Genomic DNA, 18,748 nt, shown 5'->3' with positions numbered 1-18,748 from the left:
ATCCGATCCTCCATCTTTTTATGCCTCTCTCTATAATTCACGCTCTTCCGCCCCGGCATGCTCCTTGTTTCTAAACTCATCGAGCAGCGCACGCACCTCATTTGTGGACTTAGTGTTCATCAAGCTGTTTCTTAATTCGCTTGCCCCTCGAAACCCGCGGACATATATTTTAAAGAATCGGGGGAGCGGGCTGAACGAACGCGGCGGCCCCAGTGCTGAATAGTGATCATGGAGATCCAGATGCAGCCGCAGCAAATCAAGCAATTCTTCGCTGCTGTGTTCCCTCGGCTCCTTCTCAAAGGCAAACGGATTATGAAAAATACCGCGCCCGATCATAATCCCATCCACCCCGTACTGCTCGGCCAGCTTGAGGCCGGTCTGACGGTCAGGAATATCCCCGTTAATGGTCAAAAGGGTATCCGGCGCCACCTCATCACGAAGCTTCTTGATCTCGGGGATGAGCTCCCAATGCGCGGGTACCTTGCTCATTTCTTCTCTTGTCCGCAGATGAATCGACAAATTCACAATGTCTTGTTTCAAAACATGGGTTAGCCAGTCACGCCATTCTTCGATCTCGCTGAAACCAAGTCTTGTTTTTACGCTGACGGGCAGTCCCCCGGCTTTGGCGGCTTGGATAAGTTCCGCTGCGGTCTCCGGACGGCAAATCAGGCCGCTGCCCTTCCCGTTCTCCGCTACATTCGCTACAGGACAACCCATATTAATATCGATGCCTTTGAAGCCTTCCTTCGCCATACCGATGCTCATTTGACGAAAATACTCCGGTTTATCCCCCCAAATATGCGCTACCATAGGCTGTTCATCCTCCGTAAACGTCAAGCGCCCGCGCACACTATGGTTCCCCTCCGGGTGACAATAACTCTCCGTATTCGCAAACTCCGTAAAAAACACATCCGGTCTGGCCGCTGCACTAACGACATGGCGAAAAACAACATCCGTCACATCCTCCATGGGCGCCAGAATAAAAAAGGGCCGTGGCAAATCACGCCAGAAATTATTTGTCATGTCATAAACCTCTCTATAGATACCAGGACAGTTCTTTATCCCGTAGTAGTAAAATCAACCTGTCTGTTAAAGGTAGACATCTAAACGAGTATATCATAACCCCAGGTGAAGTTCACTTACCCAATAACTTCTAAAAATCCATGAAAACCGAATCATGGGACTGGCCGAACGAACCCTGATAAAATAAAAAGGCATGGGTTACGCAAGCAATGATCCGCTTGGTAACTCATGCCCTTTACCTTATTTTTTACCGCCATAACCCTTATAAGTAGCGTAAACTGCATCTGCATAGAGATTAGCCAGAATAGGACGGCCATATGAATCCGTGGCTCCCGGATACCAGTTATCTCCTCCATTATAGTGTAATAATCCGTTATATATATTTCCAAACTTCACAATCTTCTCATCTAAAATCATTGCGCCCATACATACCTGATCCTGTTCACTGCTGTGATTATACGCACGGCCAAATTTTGAGCTGAATTGCGATAAATAGGCATTGCGTGTGTTTGGTTCTACTTGCATCAATCCGTCGCCGGCTGACGGACTACCTGGTAAGCCTGCTCCAAAACTGCTTTCTTTTTTGATAACAGCACTTAGCAATAAAGCAAAATCTCCGCCTTTACCAAATTTGTTGTCCACATTCATTACATATCTCCATATATGGCTTGGAACTTCGGACGGCTTTGTTACTGAAGGAGATGGCGAACCCGTATAAATTTTAACCGAGGACATTTTATCATTGATCGTGTTGCCAACCCAGGAAGAATTCGAAGTAAAGGTCCACTTTGTTCCTCCGAAATTATCATTCTCATATACTTCAACAGTCCAACCGCTAGGAACCTTGAGAGAGGACATCCAGTCATTCGGAATTCCTTTTGCGTTCAGTTGAGACAATGTGTAATTGCCTATTCCAACTGTTACTGCCTTCCCGCCATAGTTGATATCCGCATAGAATGTCACTCCGGTAGTCGGTGTTGTTGGTGTAGTCCCGCCACCACCCTTCTTCCACAAAGCAGGAGCATTGGCCGGCTCCCAGCCTACGAGGGAAGTGTGCGCCTGAAGACAGTTATAAGTACTTCCATTATAGGTTACCGTGTCATTTACCGCATATGCCGTATTCGGAGCCCATGCTCCTCTAGCTGCTGCGCTCACCGACGGTGGGGCGGTGAACCATGTGGATAGAAATACTGCCAAAACTACCAAAAGTGATAAGGGGTTAAAAAGATACTTTTTTGTAGTCATTTCAAACCTCCTTGGTCATTAATTATTCCAATTATATCTTATTTCCACTTTTTAAATTAATTCCACTTGCGTTCGGGTATTTTATCATTATTTTATAGGTAATGGGAAGGTGATTTACCTACCTCCGTAGTAAGAGGCTACCCTGCAAATCCAGATTTGAGTAAAAAAAATTTTCATATTACAATGAAACCCTGGAAACTTCAGTGCTGCGTCTTCCGCCGCTAACGAGTTATTATCATGAAGATCCACGTCCCGACAAGTTTGGAGGGACTGCACTCACCGGGGTTCAGGCTTATAATGGAAATGATATGAAAGTGGCTGAGCCGAACCTAGGCACTGTATTTGAGATTGTTCCCTTATAAGCAGAATTGTTGAATATAATCATATTCTACCTAGTAAATACGGGATAATACCACTAATATACAGACAGTCACTTTTGAGGATTAAGGGAGAATACCATGCAGAAGATTATATTTACGAAGGATTATAAAAACAATGAAGCACTTCGAAAGAGTTTTTTCGAACTTGCTACCGACACTTTTGGTTTAAGTTTTGAAAATTGGTATCAAAAAGGATTTTGGGGCGAACGATATATTCCTTTTTCATTTGTTGAGGGAGATAAGATTATTGCAAATGTTTCAGTAAACATTCTTGAATTAATTATGAATGGAGAGAGGAAGAAAGCCATACAGATTGGAACCGTAATGACACATCCTGAATATCAAAGAAGAGGATTGTCTGCAAATTTAATGAACAAGGTTTTAGAAGAATATGAGAACAAGTATGATTTTATGTATCTCTTTGCTAATAATACGGTTCTTGACTTTTATCCCAAATTTGGGTTTAAGGCAGTAGAAGAGCATCTATTTTCAATGGACTATACACCAAGCCAATTTGATCAAACAGGCATTAGAAAACTAAATATAAGTCAAGCAGACGATTTACGTTTAATTCATAAATTTGCATCAGAGAGAATGCCCGTTTCTCAACGTTTGGGAACGGATTATACGCAAGGAGTATTAATGTATTATTGCCTGAACGTTTTTAGTGATGATATTTATTACTTGGAAAACGAGAACGCTATTGCTATCTATAAGAAAGAAAACAATCACATGGACATCTTCGATATTATCAACGCAAAGGAAGTCAAAATTCATGATATTTTAACTAAGATTGCAGATCGGGATACCGAAAAAATAACTTTCCATTTTACTCCGGATTATAAAGGTATCGATATAGAAAGTAATACCTTTCATGGCGGCTTATTTGTAAGAACAAATGGCGAGAACCTCTATCCTGTACACGTAAAACACCCAATTACATCAATAGCTTAAGGCTAGGTCGGACATTCGGTAACTCACCTCTAGAAAGCCAATTAATATCTCCATTCCAAAAAAGAGCCAAGAAATAATATCCTTGGCCCTTTCCCGTCAATTCTTACACATTAATACCCAAGATTCTCAACTGTTCATTGATTTTAGCTTCAAGTTCAGCAATTTCTTGTTTGTCCTGCTCTAATTGCTTAATCACTTCATCAAGATCGATGGTTTGCTCTTCTGCAGACGTATCTACGTAGCGAGGAATATTTAAGTTGAACTCGTTTTCTTTAATTTCCTCAAGCGATGCCACATGAGCGTATTTATCAACATCTACACGATCTCGGTACGTTTCAATAATCTTATTGATGTTGTTATCCGTAAGTTTATTTTGATTCTTACCTTTTTCAAACTCGTTGCTTGCATCGATAAACAAGATATCTTTAGTTTTACGATTCTTTTTGAATACTAAAATTGTAGTAGGGATACTTACGCCGTAAAACAAGTTGGCAGGCAGCCCTATAACGGTATCAAGGTAGTTCTTCTCAATAATGGTTTGGCGAATCACGCCTTCTGCTGCACCACGGAACAAGACACCGTGCGGTAATACAATCGCCATGGTTCCCGTATCATTCAGATGATACAAGCTGTGTAAAATGAAAGCATAATCCGCCTTGGTTTTTGGAGCGAGCTTACCGTATTCACTAAAACGTGGATCTTTCAATTTTGTTTCGCTATTGTCCCAATGCGCAGAATAAGGAGGATTCGCAACCACAGCGTCAAAAGAGCGCGGGCGGTCGATTCCCTTTTCATCCGGTCCGTCAGGCCAATCGCTTTCAAGCGTGTCCGCATTAGACAACGTCATGTTGTTAAATGAAACGCCATGCATCATCAGGTTCATGCGAGCCAAGTTGTAGGTTGTCGTATTCTTTTCTTGACCAAAGAATTTAATCGCCCCTGGCTTATCTCCACCAGGCAGCTCCCCTTGAACGGTTAACAGCAAGGATCCAGATCCACAAGTCGGGTCATACACTGCAAAAGTCTTGTCCGATTCTTCCACACCATCCGTGACGATTTTAGCCAGAATTTTAGAAACTTCATGAGGTGTGTAGAACTCTCCACCTTTTTTACCTGCACTTGCTGCAAATTGACCAATCAGATATTCATAGATCGCGCCAAGAATATCTTGGCCATCTTCACCTTTGTAATCAATACCATCAACCAGCTTTACGATCCGGTTCAGTGATTTCGCACGTTCATTTGTAGAAGAACCAAGACGAGAGTCTCCAAGGTTGATGTCGTTAAACACACCGCGAAAATCATTCACGGCTTCTTTGTTTAATTCAGCGTTCTTATTGAAGTTGTCAAACATCGTTTGATAATCACTTGGAATCACCATACTGTTATCAATCTTGTCAACTAAGGATGCCCATGTATCAAGCGGTGCAATGGCATAACCCAAACTTGAGGAGATATCCTCCAGGTAGTCCTTCAAATCGTCCCCCTTCGCTTGCTCTAAATAGGCCTGGTTGATCGACTCGCCTTCGGCAACATCAAGAATATTATTTTCAACTAAATATCGTTCCTGATGCTCGGACAGATAACGATAGAACATAAAGGCTAAAATGTAGTTCTTGTATTCTGCAGCATCCATGCTTCCACGAAGCTCGTTTGCCATCGCCCATAGTTTTGTTGTAATGCTTTGTAGTTTATTACTCATAATGTTGTTATCCTCCTAGATATACAATCGTCACATTTACTGCTCATTTTTGAGGTTTTCCGTTTTAAATACGTTGTACCCCTCATAAAGATAGCTGGCGTCGATGCCTTTCATATAAAGTTCACGGTCATTGATCTTATCGGTAAGCGCTGCTTTAAGGAGAACCTTGATCTCAACGTCCTTAACAGGACTGCTTTCCATGGCAAGCAGATAATCATCTTTATCGACCTTACTCCAATCGACAACTTGCCTCAGTTCCTTAACCACCTTTTGCGATATTTACATCTCGCACTTTTCCGGCGAAGTCATAAATGTCTTCGAACAGATGCTTGTGAATTTCGGATAAAGACTTAAATGTTCCGACCTCAAATGTATCTAGCAGACCCGTTTCAAACATTTCAAGAGCTTTTTGCTTGCTCTACACGAGCAAGTTCTGAAGAATCGGTAATTCCTAACTTGTTTTCTAAAGCCATAACTTTATCCTCCTATCAAACAAACATTTGTTGTAGTAGTGCTTTCTTCTGTTCTTGCAAGTGTTCCAGCTTACGCTGATGAAGGGTGATGAGGTTGTCGAGGCTCTTGAAGAAGATACCTACTTGATTTTGTTCTTTAATTTGGCTAGGAAACATTATATCAAGATTACTTAGTTCGCTTGCTTTGATCAATGGTTGACCTGTTCCGAAAGCAAGATTTTTCAAATTGAATTTTGTCAGTGAGTAGAAAACAAAATCCAAATTTTTTCCTTGCAAAAATACTGTATTATCGCTTATTTTCACGTTTCCAGAGTATCTATACAAATCCCCTGCATTTGCACCTACTCGAGCAGTCAATACAAAATCTCCTGAATAATCATACTCATCGTCATAACTTATTACAGAGGTAGATCCTAGGACTGCATACTTTTTCCCTTCCGTATTTTGAATATTTGAAATGAACTTACTCTTTCCAGTTCCAATAGTATGAACCGTATCATTCAACTTACGCTGTTCCCAAGCGTCAGTAAATCCAGGAAAACGAACTTCAGGAAAACCTTCGCCATCTTTCGGAAACATTTTTTGGAGCAAGCCAGCCTTCATGTTTTTCACGTTATTTAGCTTACTCTGATGAAGGGTGATGAGATGGTCGAGGCTACGGAAAAACGAGCCGATTTGCGACTGTTCCTGCGCTGAAGTCGGATAGCATATTGTTGTTTTGGATAGATTCGTCCGGCTTATCGAGAGGACCTTGATTCCCTGCATGATCGGTAGCAATTGTTGACGATATGATGGTGAGTTCATATAATATCCTAAAAAGTTGGGCTGCATTTTCACCTTAGGTCTGCAAGCTATTGTGTGTAATCCTGATATTACAGGAATGCTTGTAATTCCTGCTACTTCAGTAGCTTTGCCAACCGTTGCATCCTCGGCGGCATCGGCAATCAGAACATCACCGTTTTGGAGAAGATGACTCTGATAATCTGAAACCTCCGCTCCTGTAATGAACGGAAGCACATCTTTGCCGCAATCAGTAACGGCACCATATTTGATGAGAATATCGCCGTAATGAATGTTCTTTATTTTTCCGTCGTCATAGTTCAAATCAGCTCTTGAAAGAGTGTTGCTCCGTACCGGATCGAACACTGAATCAAACCTACGTTGTTCCCAAGGACCAGTAAATCCAGGAAATCTTATTTTAGGTACATTTTCTTTCATTTTGTTCATTTCCGCTCTCCTTGCATGCCCTTAATTTTAAACCTTTTTTGTGTTTTCCTTGTGTTATGTGCATTTTCTGCACTAACCACTTATTAATGGTTGGATTGGTAGTTCTCTAATTGAAATAACCCCATCCCTGCCTTGACCGTTACCTCTCCGCCAATTCATCCGCCAGTTTGTAAATTGCATCGCGCAAACCATTGCGATATTTCATTTTAGGCAAAGATTGCACTCCTTCGTCAAGAGCAAGTGTCTGATAGTTAGAACTTGCTTGAGCGATGATGTCACGGATTTGACCGGTGTCATCCAAATCTTGCATGCCGTAGCGATGGCGGCTGAACAACTCACGCATCCCGGCACTTGTGATAATTTCCGTTATTCCCCACTTTACTCGGAAGTCCAGGAATATTCGATCCAGGCTAACATTGTTCGCTTGCTGGATGATCTGTTCACTGTCAGTTAGCTTTACAGGATACTTGAAGTCAGAGTCTGCTGGGGGAAAATGACCTTTGATAATTGCATCCGCTGCATTCATAATCTTGGCCGCATAGTTGCGATCATCCAATCCATTGGCAAATTGGTTGATTTTTTCCTGCGTCTCTTTGGCTTCTTCCTTCTTACCTTCGTGAACCTGGTTCAGTAATTGTTCAACGAGTTCAGTAAGATAATCATAGTCCACTTTAACATCCTTCACGTGAGTCATCCGCAGTTCGATTTGGTAAAGAGGAATCTTCTTCTCTTTAGCAATATGTGACTTAAGTTCATTGGTTAAGACCGTGGTCAACATCACTTCTTGCTCGGAAGTCATCCCTAACTTCTCTAGTAACTCGTCTGGATCGTCATAGTTAAATCCAACTTTTTCGCCATCCACTTCTTCAGGATCATATTGCTTTAATTTGGCCATGCCCCTGTTGTATTCACGGAGCAAATCAAGCATATCGTCCTTCTGTTTCTCAGAAGGCGGTAACTGTTGAAAATCCATCGTCATGCTGCTTAATTTTTCAACAACTTGTTTCACTTCGTTGAACACATCTTCAAACGGTTTGGCAATGATCCCGTCTTTTTCATTAGAATCGCGTTGTTCATCATCAGACAAAATAGCTGAATTTTTATTGGCATAAACCGCGAGCGCTTTATTCATCAACTTCTCGTTGTGCGCCGGCCAGCGGTAATTGACTACCCGTCCCCAAGGTTTCTCTTGCATATCCGCAATCCGGTTCGTTCGTGAATAAGCCTGGATTAACCCGGCTCCTTTTAAGGTTCGATCCACATAAAGCGTGTTCAGCTCAGGCGCATCAAATCCTGTTAATAATTGATCCACCACGATCACCAAATCGAGGAACTTACCATCTGTGGCAGATTTATTCAAGCGTGAAGTCACATCTTGCGTATAGCCAGAAACATCATCCATCCCGAAAGCTTTACCAAATTCAGCATTATAAGCTTGGATGGCCTCATACAAACCTTGATTTGTAGCAAGCATGCTATCATTATTCGATGAATTTTGACTGAACGTCACGGCAACTTTTAGAGTCTGTCCGCCGTTCTTTTTATTTTCTTCATTAACACGTTGAAACTCCTTAAAATACATCATCGCCATTGGCGTGCTTGCTTTCCCGCCGCCCACATGCGTCGTAAACAAAGCATTGTATTTGCCTTCATTCGAACGGTTGCGCCAATGTTTGAAAATATCCTCCACGACCAGTTTGACATGATCCGGATTTTCATCGTAGAAGCTGGGTTCCACCGCATCATCCATATCTTCCTGGGAGAGATGGTTGATTTTCTGTTGAATTTGCTCATCCGTCCATTTTGGATAACGTTCACGGTAAAACGCAGGAAGATAGACTTCCTTCATCTGTTTTTCGTCAATCGTTGTCTCAAAATCAACCTTGAAGCCTAACACATTCCGGTCCGCAATCGCCTCGCGAATGGTATAGGCATGTAATAACGGGCCAAAAATATCTTCCGTTCGAAGCCCGGTCGTTGTCTCGTCAAACATCGGCGTTCCGGTATAACCCACCCAGGCCGATCTCTTAAAGGCTTTCTGGATATTTTTGAAGGAGTCGCCGCCAGTGGAACGATGTGCTTCATCCACGATAAATACGATATTCTTGTCTGGAGCTTGAAAAGATTTACGTTTCACTAACGTATCCAGTTTTTGAACGGAAGTCACAATGATGCCGTTGTCTTTACTTTTCAGCTTACGACTCAAATCGGTTGTGTTATTGGTGTCTTGAACGCTCCCAAATGTGTCTTCTGCCGCGTCCGGGTCATAGGCTCGATAATTCTCATTCGTTTGCTTGGTCAAGGCAATTCGATCCACCACAAAGACAACCTTATCTACTTTCGGCATCCGGCTTGCAAGCCAGGCCGTCTTGAAACTTGTAATCGTCTTACCTGATCCGGTGGTGTGCCATATGTAGCCGATTTTATTGATGCCGTATTCAAAATCAGCACGTTTTAATCTCTCGATCACATTTTGTGTCGCGTACACTTGATAAGGACGCATCACTTTCAAGGTTTGCTTGTTCTTTGTTCCGTCCAAAATCATGTAGTTGGTAGCCATTTGATGTGCCATGGGAATCGAGAGCATAGAGTCTGCGAATTCCTTCCAGCTGCGTACGATGGTATTGTCACTTTTGCGCTGCCAGTTAAAAGCAAAGTCTTTATTAAATTTATCTGCCGTCGTATTGGCCATGTACTTCACATTGTTTGGCGTGATCGCCACCAAAATCTGCAAAGTTGAGAAAATATCACGATACTGCTGTTCATCCGCATATTGTTTCATTTGATTGAGAGCTTCATCAACATTACGGGTGTCACGTTTCTCTTCAATTTGAATAATTGGCAGACCGTTAATTAGAAGCGTCGTGTCAAAACGGCAATTTTTTTTCCCGGTAATCACTGCAGGTCGATAAATTTGATTGACCACTTGATAGACGGTATCCCCGGCCCCTATTTGTTTTTGATCAAATACTGTAAGGAACACATGCCGTCCGTCATCCAAATCAATCTCAATTTGCGACACCCCGTTAAGGCCATACAGAAACTGCCCTGCTTCATAAGGGGTCTTAATATCCGAGATAATCTTCTTCACTTGATTGAATTCCACGACACTCAAAGGATGATCCAGCGTGTTCTGATTGTGTTGTTCCAGGATGGACTTGAAGTTATCCCAGAGCTGTTCTGTCGTTTTAATATGTGGTTCATATTTCCAAAGTTTAGTTTTCACTATGTAATCAACATTGGATTCTCTGGTAACAAAGTTGCCTATCCCTTCAAGATGTTCTTGTTTTGTAATAGTGCCACTTGTAAGGTATTGAATTAACTCCGTTTCAAATTGATTCTCGGTCATTTATGGACTGCCTCCCTAAGCTTTTCTAATAATATTTGAATTTCCAAGTTTGCCGCTCTTTTTTTTAACGCTTCTAGTCTCAGTTGGTAGAAATAAATATCACCGATTATCCGCTGTCTATCTATTGGTGGCAAATCGGGTAACTCAAGTTCTTTCACTTGTTTCAGCGTATATTTTAGAACTTGAGAACCTTGCAATTCCTTTTGAAACTGTTTCTTGATGAATGAATCTTCATTAAGCAAGAAGGCAAGATATTTTGAATCAACCTTGTCACCCGCCACTAACTTGACGTAGTTTTGTGTGTAGAGATACCCCCGATGCTTCACACCAACGATAGCAGACTTTCCCGATATCAGACTGAAAACAACATCACCTTGACATAGTGTATTGACCTTATCAAAAGTTCGCACTTGTTTGCCGTCACTACCATTAGAATCCATATCAACCAAATCTGCTTCAAGATCGGATTGACCATAATAGGTATACTTTGGCGCCGAAATATCAGATGTTTCTATAATTCTAAATTGTGGCGAACCACTTACAAACTCTACCATATTCTTTAATTTATTCATATGAATTCGTGCCTTTCTTAAATTAATTTTTTCTTGATGTTTCCATTCTATCTGATTGATATTGAAATGGCAATATTTATTTTTTTAGTTTTTATAAATTACATTTTACACATGGGAGGTTGTGCTCAATTCTACACAAAAAAGTTGTCTGCCCAGTAAAGAGCAAACAACTTTATTCTGACTAATTATGACATATGACCTTTGCGGAGCGAATTTCCCTTTCAAATTCCATGTTATTTTTTAGCTGTAACACTTACATTAAGCATATTCAGCGTTTTAGAGAAGTCATGATTAGACTAGCGTCCTCATCTTTAGTCCATTACTTGATCTTTTGCCAATTCATCCAGAAAGGCCGGCCGCCTGCTATATTGAGATTTTAATTGAAGTAGGACCTCTATCTGGCTTGCTTGGCCCTGATTCCAGTGTCCAAGAGACATAATTTTCGAGTTCCCGCTTCAGCGTTCGCAATCTATGTAAAGTTGGAAAACACTCGCGGATCCAGGTATGGTAGGCTTTCGCGAGATCCATCACTACAGCTGTAGGTTTCAGCATTCGCAACTGGGGTTGCAAGCTAACATCGTTACCCAAATCGTTTACGACAGATCTTCTGTATTTCTGATTATATCCCTATTTGTTCCCTTTAGACGACCATGTTTTCATGAAGCAGTTTAAAACTAAATACTACATAATCTTCCTTTTGTTCATAATCGGTAATATACATAATCTGACCTCTAACTTTTCTTCCGGTGTATACTTCACTTGAGGAGTCCCATTCGTTAAGTAGTATCAGATCTCCAACTTGAAAATTTCGGTTATTAAATCTAATTTCGAATGTTTTTATTCCTTTTAAAACCGGATCAAAGAACTCTCTATTGATTTTCAAATGGTGTTCCATAATGGAAGTCCTCTCTAAATCAATAATTAAAGAAAGCGATAAGCTCTGAGATCGGCACACTGCCTTCTTCATATCTGAATAAAGGAATATTATGTTTTCTAGAAAAATTGATTGCTGACTTAATTTCACATTGTTGAAATTCATTTAATAACTCTAAAGGATAGTCGATTCCATCTCTATTCAATAACCTATTTTTAATTATTGAGGGTTCAAGGGTAATTAAAACAATTTTCTTTAAGCTGGTTCCAAGAAAAGTGTCCTCTGGCAGAATAATTATTGATTGCTTATTATCCAATAAACAAAAATGTCCGTCCAATACCAAAACGCCACTTTCGTTTTTAATGTCATTTAATTCTTTTTTCCACAATAGCTGATTAGCTTGTACATCAGCAGTATTTTTATTAGTACTATCTATCCTCTTACCAGCTTTTCTAATCAAATCACTGATTGTATATACATCAAGTCGCAAATATTCATTAAGTGTCTTCGCGAGAGACGATTTACCTACCCCATGAATACCTGTTAATAAGATATAACCATTCATAAGGAGGTCTCTCTTATATAACAAAAGGACTGCGGGGCAACCTTAATATCTTCATCAATATCTTTTAACTCCAGTGGAGTTTCATAGGCTATAAAGTCCCTAATTTGTATCGCATAGCCTATTTCCTTGTTTTCGAAATAACTATTAAAGAAACTTTTCTTTATCCCCGAATACTTCTTCGTTCTTTGCCAAATTTCATAAGGGCTATCTTCCAATATGTCTTCTATCTCAAATTCACCAACCACTTTTCCATAGGGTTTAGTAGCATATACAACAACAGTAGAGATATCTGCTCTCTTAAAGATGCTCTTTCTATACTCGAATTTTTTATTTCCTGACATGATTTCTTCCACAAATTCAGGCTTAATCGATAATAAAACTTTCATTTGTCTCACCTAATTCCAAGATTTTATTAAATTGACTATCCGTTAACTGCATAAATCCAGAATATGCTGTTCTGTCTAACCCTACTTCTTCAATAAGTCTTTGTCTAATTATTCGCTTGTTTAGAGAAAAATTATACAACATTTTTATAATAATGGGATATCGTTTTGTTCCCCAGAAGCTGCGTAATTCCTTGTCAGTAAAAACTACGCCTTTTCCACAATAGCTCAGAAATTCATCCAATCCTTTAAAACTTTCAATTCTTCTCGTCTCAACAACAGTGCAGATTGATGTCGCAACTGAACCGTATTCTGCTGACTTTCCTTCATCTGTCATTCTATATATTACAATTTTGTCTTCCGGTGCTAGGTTTGCCGTTCCTCCCATTTTAGTTAAATATATTTTTTGCACAGTGTTAGTAAAGGAAAGATCTTCGATCCTGTGATCTTTTTCTGTATTCAGTTTAGAATAAGGAAACAGTTTTGTATGATATTCAGGACGAATAGCCAACAAATATTTGTTGTTACCTTCTATTTGTATTCTAGGAAAGTCTTTAAATATATCATTCTGCACTTCCAACATTTTGTTATAGACTAATTCTCCATTCTCCTTTTTGCCCCAAAAGCGAAATCCAAATTTTTCAAAGAGTTTAATCAAACCCTTTTGTTCTTCAAACAAAGTGACATATGTTTCTTCATGAGACTCTTCGATCATTTTTTTTAAAATAATCCCTAGGAATCTTTCTCCTAAAACTGTACCATGAGCCACAATTTTAAATGTCCCAATTTTCAAACGTCTCTTTTTGCAAAAAGGTGGGGTAATAGTGTTGTCTTCCTCATTTTCATCTTTTAAGTACATAAAACCTAACAATTGCTCTTGATCCTCAAGAATATAAACCTTTTCTTCACCCAATGACTTCTTCATAAACCAAGCACTAAACCCATCATAAGCTTCTTTAAGGGAGTCAAAGAAAAGATTGTTAACATCTAAGTCAGAGAACTTCACTATTTGAATCACATCGTTACTCATATTGTATCTCCTCCATCTTATCATTATAGTGAATGAATCACAAACATATGTTCCTAATATCTTGTTCTATATTGCCTATGTATTTGTATGAGTTTCATATATTTATAAGTGAACACCTTCCTTTATTAGCAGCAGTCCATTCTTAAATGGAATTTATTTACTCCTTAATAGTATCAAATGAAGTCCAAAAATATTGTCGAAATATAGCTTATAATCTTCACTTATTCTCAGTTGTTACATTAAAGCTCAAACAAGATCATTTGGGAGCAAAATAGCAACTACTCCCCCCAACATTCACAAACTCCTCCGTTTACCCTCCGGCAAACAGCCGAAGATCAATTCGACAAGCTCATTAAGCACAGACCATTTTTCTTCGGCTTCACCTTGTCATGTCAGTGTGATTTGGTTCATGAATTCGCTGGACGGCGGAAGCCCTGACAAACCTGCTGAAAAACGCTTCGGAATATTCGCCGGTGAACAGTAGGATCACAGTGAACAGCTGCATCAATCCGATTTACCGATGGATCTCCGTGACTGACTACGGCAAAGGAATCCCGAAGGAAAAATATACTGGCCTTTTAAACGGCTTGTATATTCCCAAAGTGAGAACGGGTATGGCATCGGGCTGCCGCTGGCACCATTGTACGCAGTCAAAACGGTGATATTGAAATTGATGGCGGAGGCAAGGGAACCGGCGCTACCTTTACCGTGAAATTTTTTAAGTGAATTTAAGTGAATAGCTTGTCATTTTAAAATGTCCCGTAGTCACGATGCAGTCACTTTTGTCTGCTACAATGTGGGTATGAAAATCATAGGAGACATAAAATGGCGATATTGGAGATCAACGGACTTACAAAAATATATGGGAAGGGCGATACAAGCGTAACCGCCCTGGATCATGTAAGCTTTAGCGTGAGCAAGGGGGGGAATTTGTTGTAATTATAGGCGCATCCGGTTCGTGCAAATCTACGCTCATGAATCTGATCGGCTGAGTTGACCGGCCCTCCTCCGGAAACGTGAAAAATTGATGGGAACGAAATTTACAACCTGAGCGAAAGCGAGCTTGCCATATTCCGCCGCCGATATATCGGGATGATCTATCAGTTCTACAACCTGCTCCCCACCCTGACGGCAGAGGAAAACATTATGCTTCCACGCCTGCTGACCACCGCAAGCCGGCCCCGGATAAGCTTTCTTTCATTCTCGAAACGACTGGACTTTCGGAACGCGCAAAGCACTTGCCAAGCGAATTGTCCGGCGGCCAGCAACAGCGGGTGTCTGTGGCAGAGCCTTAATTAACGACCAGGCCTTTGTTCTTACCGATGAGCCTACGTGCAATCTGGATAGTAAAGCAAGCCGCGAGATTATCGACCTTCTGAAGCTTGCGAATAAGCGCAGCAATCAGACGCTGCTTGTCATAACCCATGATGAAAAAATAGCCTTGCAGGCAGACCGAGTCATCACCATCGCGGATGGTCGGATCCTTTCGGATGAGGTGATGAAAGCGTGGAGAATGTGTACAAAGTATCGTGGACCGAACCAACAGGCACTGATGTTTCTCTGAATTTTATGACCGAGGAGTTACCCCAAAAAAATTTGGCAAAAGAAAAGACAGCCCTGCGGCTGTCGTTGAGTTTAAGCTTTGGATGGTGAATGTAGGGAGTACATTTTAGCTTACTGTCTCAGCACTTTGACTTCTTCCATAGACAACCCCGTTGCTTCCGAAACAGTTTGCAGATCTACCCCTCTGTTCAGAAGTCTGACGGCAATTTCTTTGCTTGTTTCCGTCTTGGCTCCCTCAATTCGGGATTTCTCATCGCTCAGCGCCTTCATTCGGGGCGTCATAAGCCATGCGCGCTGCCCGATCCTGGCTCAGAAACTCCAGCGTATCCATCGCTTTTTTCAGCATCGGCTCCTTCATCGTCAGCACCTCCCAATTTGATTTATCTACACCCTTTAAAAACACAGCCAGTTCACCAGACCGCCTTCTTCAAGCTCTGCTGCATGCTCATTCAGCTTGGTCAGCTCGTTGATGTGAATCTCAATATCATCTAGAGCGGAATCCCTGTACGATCCTTACGTAAATGAAACACACTATGATAGCGGTCGTTAGGCAGAGATGAATAATTCAGTATATTGATAGTCACGCATTTCTTTAAAGTATTGTAATTGCCGCCTTTAGGTATCTGATGGTAGTACATTTCAGACCAATAAAACAGCGTACGTTTTTCCATATGATACGGATTGAACAATTGCATTTCGATATTCAAATGTTCGCCCTTGGCTGTCTTGGCCTTGATGTCCATAATCGACTGCTTATCATCCGGACTGTCTGGCTCAGTGTAAGGGTTGAGCAGCACAATCTCGGTTAGCGGCGATTCGCCAGCCTCACGAAACGTGCTGTTCAAAAAAGCCAGCAACACATCCTCACCTGCCTTCACTACAAAAGTCAATCAAGGAGATCGAATGTGCCAGAAGCATTATCGCCCCCGATGCGTTTCGCGGCTCATTGTGTTTGTTCACAAGCGATACCTCAACCGCCGACAACTCAATATTGCTTGGCATGAGCGCTACGCCCTCCTGATCCATCTGCCCCAAGGCAGTTTTTCTGACTTTCTGACCATCCCGTCAAACATAAAACCAGTAAAATAATTTATTGCTCAACTACCCCAAAATCATCCACATAAACATATGCTGTACCAGAATTCTTGTAAGCATACACGGTTGCCCCGGTCGCGTCTGCTCCGGTTGTAAAAGGGATGTTTACCATTGTCCAGGTTGTACTGTCGGATGTTACAGATGCATCCGTTCCTTCAAAGTCCTTAACGCCAATCTGAATCTGCTCTCCTTTGTCTGCCTTAACCCAGGCGGTACACATATAGCTGGTATTAGGGCTTAGCCCCGTAAGTACCTGCTCGATACCAGCTTCTCCGGGTCCCAATCTTACACTCTTAGAGCCGCTTCTTGGTACCGATACACTTGCAGCAGTATCTGAATATGTTGCTGCCCATGGTGAGATAATCCCTTTCTCGAAATCAGATTGCCTTACGTTATTAACATAAGGTAAGCTGACACTCTCAAAAATCGGGTCCGGAGGTGAAGAAAAATCATGCCCGGCAGTCCAGTCAGTTCCACCGAACTCATATGCTCCAATATCCGGTGCCGCACCAACATAATCATTCGTGATTCCAGCTATTACAACCCCTGCATTAATAGCTGGAGAAGTAGACCGCAACCTGAAATCATATGCTGTGGGATTCACAAATAACGGATTGGTTTCTGAGGTAATATTATTTCCCTCTATATGAGTACCAGGCAGTGTAAAGGCTGTAGTAAAGATATTGTTGAAAATTCTGTCGCCGTACATATCTGACTGAAAATTACTTCCCCAATATCCTACATTTCCGTTACTGTAGGTGGTATTGTTATAAATCAGGTTAAAATTACTGGGTGTATTCAATCTTATCCCTGTATAGTTTCCCCATACAACATTATGATGCACAATATAGCCCTTGCTACCGTTATCCAGATAGATCCCGGTGCCGGAATAATTCTTTGCCAGATTATCATGGATGTAATTATGATGAATTACCGTCCCTTGCCCATCCCAGGCAAATTCATAGAGTATTCCGCAGTCTTTTGTCAGCTTTCCTGCATTGTACAGATTATTATATTGTATCTGGCTGTTTTGGGTAGGCATGAATATCAGATGACGTCCAGCGTTATATACCGTATTATGACTGATTAGATGGTTTGCCCCCAATAGATAGATTGCCGGAATATCCGCTGCCGAATAATTGGCTTCATGAATAAGATTATTAATTACCTTATTTCCTGTTCCCTCTATACTCACCAAATTACCGGAACTGTAGGTCAAAGTACTGTCTCTAAGCTCATTATGGGTACCGGACATAAATATCCCTGTACTGTATTGGCTGGTAACATCCGAATCATGACTGACATATTCCGCAATCATATTAGAAACTTTACAGTAATTAGAATTAGACATTTTAATGCTGGAGGCAAAGATATTAATTCCGGTAATATTTATGTAAGAGCGAGAACTTAAATCAAACGCATAAGTCCGCCTCTTTGCTTCTACTGTCAAAGTATTCGGATCCACTCCACCAGGTGCCCATAAATAAAGTCTGCCAGTAATGCTGTCGTAATACCATTCTCCCGCACTGTCAAGATCTTCAAGATTACCAGTAATATAGTAGCTGTTACCGCCTGTCGCTGCAGTAGCCATTTGATCAAAGGTAATGGAACCTTTACTTGAGCCGGTAATGGTACTTTTATAAGATTTGTAGCCTGTCCCCGGAACACTCCAAACCGTTTTGCCAACCCAGTATCCAGGTGCTTGAGTTAAGTCCTTATCCTTGATGGTTGTAGCGGAACCGGAATCAACGGTTGCATATGTTGAATTTAAGGGATCAAGTGTTGGTGAATTGGGCCATCTGGCTTCAAATTGCATTTGCTTATTAACAAATATTTGATCTTTTGTTCCCAGGGAATCCGTCATTTCCGCATAATAGATGGATCCGGAGTAATTTTCCCAGCCAGTAACCGGATCGGCACCGGATACCGTTACGTTCTCTCCTGGATAAGCCTTAAAGTTTATGGGATTTGCAGAAGTTCCGGAAGTCTGAAGTGTTACTGTCTCCTGATATGTACCCCCTCGTATGATGCAGGTATCTCCGGCTGTCATGGTATCTGCCGCCTTTTGTATGGTTTTCCATGGCTTTGATAGTGTGCCGGTTCCAGTGATGTCATTCCCCGTTGTAGAAACATAATATACGGAATTTGCCTTTACAGTTTCCCCACCCAGATGAAAAGTAATTGCATAAATCATCATAATTACAACTAAAAATCTAATGCCCGTACTCTTACTCACTGCTTACCTCCCGTAATGAATTCTATTTTTAGATACGGCTTTTACGCCAGGGCTCAAGTTCACTACCAGGTATGTTC

The 18,748-nt window shown here is 41.2% G+C and carries 12 protein-coding genes and 5 pseudogenes; 4 read left to right on the top strand and 13 right to left on the bottom strand.

What is annotated here, in order from left to right; all coding sequences use genetic code 11:
- Positions 1 to 30: 30 nt before the first annotated feature.
- Together V4U88_RS20005 and V4U88_RS20000 are read right to left on the bottom strand one after the other, a co-directional pair.
- Positions 31 to 1,023, bottom strand: a complete 993-nt coding sequence (locus tag V4U88_RS20005; protein WP_334075017.1) for a tRNA dihydrouridine synthase — start codon at positions 1,021 to 1,023, stop codon at positions 31 to 33.
- 240 nt (positions 1,024 to 1,263) lie between these two features.
- Positions 1,264 to 2,268, bottom strand: coding sequence for a carbohydrate-binding protein (locus V4U88_RS20000; RefSeq protein WP_334075016.1), 1,005 nt, complete (start codon positions 2,266 to 2,268; stop codon positions 1,264 to 1,266).
- Between the two features lie 102 nt (positions 2,269 to 2,370).
- On the opposite strand from V4U88_RS20000, the pseudogene V4U88_RS27065 reads away from it, so the two are divergent.
- Positions 2,371 to 2,600, top strand: a pseudogene (locus V4U88_RS27065) (PQQ-dependent sugar dehydrogenase); the annotation flags it as partial.
- A 126-nt stretch (positions 2,601 to 2,726) separates the two neighbouring features.
- Entirely contained in the window at positions 2,727 to 3,602 is an 876-nt protein-coding gene (locus V4U88_RS19995) for a GNAT family N-acetyltransferase (protein ID WP_334075015.1), read from the top strand.
- A gap of 103 nt (positions 3,603 to 3,705) precedes the next feature.
- Here V4U88_RS19995 and V4U88_RS19990 read toward each other — a convergent pair whose 3' ends face one another.
- The 9 genes and pseudogenes from V4U88_RS19990 to V4U88_RS19950 form a co-directional block, all read right to left on the bottom strand.
- A complete protein-coding gene (locus V4U88_RS19990) occupies positions 3,706 to 5,304 on the bottom strand; it encodes a type I restriction-modification system subunit M (protein ID WP_334075014.1) in 1,599 nt (532 codons plus the stop codon).
- A gap of 36 nt (positions 5,305 to 5,340) precedes the next feature.
- Positions 5,341 to 5,777, bottom strand: a pseudogene (locus tag V4U88_RS19985) (hypothetical protein).
- Positions 5,778 to 5,792: 15 nt separating this feature from the next.
- Positions 5,793 to 7,004 carry a restriction endonuclease subunit S gene (locus V4U88_RS19980; protein WP_334075013.1) on the bottom strand — a complete coding sequence of 404 codons (1,212 nt, stop codon included), beginning with the start codon at positions 7,002 to 7,004 and terminating at the stop codon, positions 5,793 to 5,795.
- A gap of 139 nt (positions 7,005 to 7,143) precedes the next feature.
- Entirely contained in the window at positions 7,144 to 10,353 is a 3,210-nt protein-coding gene (locus V4U88_RS19975; protein WP_334075012.1) for a type I restriction endonuclease subunit R, read from the bottom strand.
- Positions 10,350 to 10,925, bottom strand: coding sequence for a restriction endonuclease subunit S (locus tag V4U88_RS19970; protein ID WP_334075011.1), 576 nt, complete (start codon positions 10,923 to 10,925; stop codon positions 10,350 to 10,352). The genes V4U88_RS19975 and V4U88_RS19970 overlap by 4 nt, the downstream gene beginning before the upstream one ends.
- A gap of 640 nt (positions 10,926 to 11,565) precedes the next feature.
- On the bottom strand, positions 11,566 to 11,820 hold the full coding sequence (locus tag V4U88_RS19965; protein WP_334075010.1) for a DUF3850 domain-containing protein: 255 nt from the start codon (positions 11,818 to 11,820) through the stop codon (positions 11,566 to 11,568).
- 19 nt (positions 11,821 to 11,839) lie between these two features.
- Positions 11,840 to 12,364 (bottom strand): ATP-binding protein, encoded by a 525-nt coding sequence (locus V4U88_RS19960; protein WP_334075009.1) that lies wholly within the window; start codon positions 12,362 to 12,364, stop codon positions 11,840 to 11,842.
- Complete coding sequence (locus V4U88_RS19955; RefSeq protein ID WP_334075008.1) at positions 12,361 to 12,750, bottom strand: ASCH domain-containing protein; 390 nt, start codon at positions 12,748 to 12,750, stop codon at positions 12,361 to 12,363. The genes V4U88_RS19960 and V4U88_RS19955 overlap by 4 nt, the downstream gene beginning before the upstream one ends.
- A complete protein-coding gene (locus tag V4U88_RS19950) occupies positions 12,728 to 13,777 on the bottom strand; it encodes a hypothetical protein (protein WP_334075007.1) in 1,050 nt (349 codons plus the stop codon). Before V4U88_RS19950 ends, V4U88_RS19955 begins: the two co-directional genes overlap by 23 nt.
- Positions 13,778 to 14,602: 825 nt before the next feature.
- Between V4U88_RS19950 and V4U88_RS19945 the strand changes: the two are divergent.
- Both V4U88_RS19945 and V4U88_RS19940 read left to right on the top strand, forming a co-directional pair.
- A pseudogene (locus V4U88_RS19945) lies at positions 14,603 to 15,281 on the top strand (ABC transporter ATP-binding protein); the annotation flags it as partial.
- A gap of 5 nt (positions 15,282 to 15,286) precedes the next feature.
- Positions 15,287 to 15,358: pseudogene (locus V4U88_RS19940) on the top strand (phenolic acid decarboxylase); the annotation flags it as partial.
- A 93-nt stretch (positions 15,359 to 15,451) separates the two neighbouring features.
- Here the strand turns inward: V4U88_RS19940 and V4U88_RS19935 are convergent.
- Together V4U88_RS19935 and V4U88_RS19930 are read right to left on the bottom strand one after the other, a co-directional pair.
- A pseudogene (locus tag V4U88_RS19935) lies at positions 15,452 to 16,230 on the bottom strand (Rpn family recombination-promoting nuclease/putative transposase).
- A 200-nt stretch (positions 16,231 to 16,430) separates the two neighbouring features.
- Positions 16,431 to 18,671, bottom strand: a complete 2,241-nt coding sequence (locus V4U88_RS19930) for a right-handed parallel beta-helix repeat-containing protein (RefSeq protein ID WP_334075006.1) — start codon at positions 18,669 to 18,671, stop codon at positions 16,431 to 16,433.
- Positions 18,672 to 18,748 lie beyond the last annotated feature (77 nt).

Source organism: Paenibacillus sp. A14 (genome assembly GCF_036864815.1).
Lineage (GTDB): Bacteria > Bacillota > Bacilli > Paenibacillales > Paenibacillaceae > Fontibacillus > Fontibacillus sanfengchensis.
This window is presented reverse-complemented; position numbering and strand designations above follow the sequence as displayed.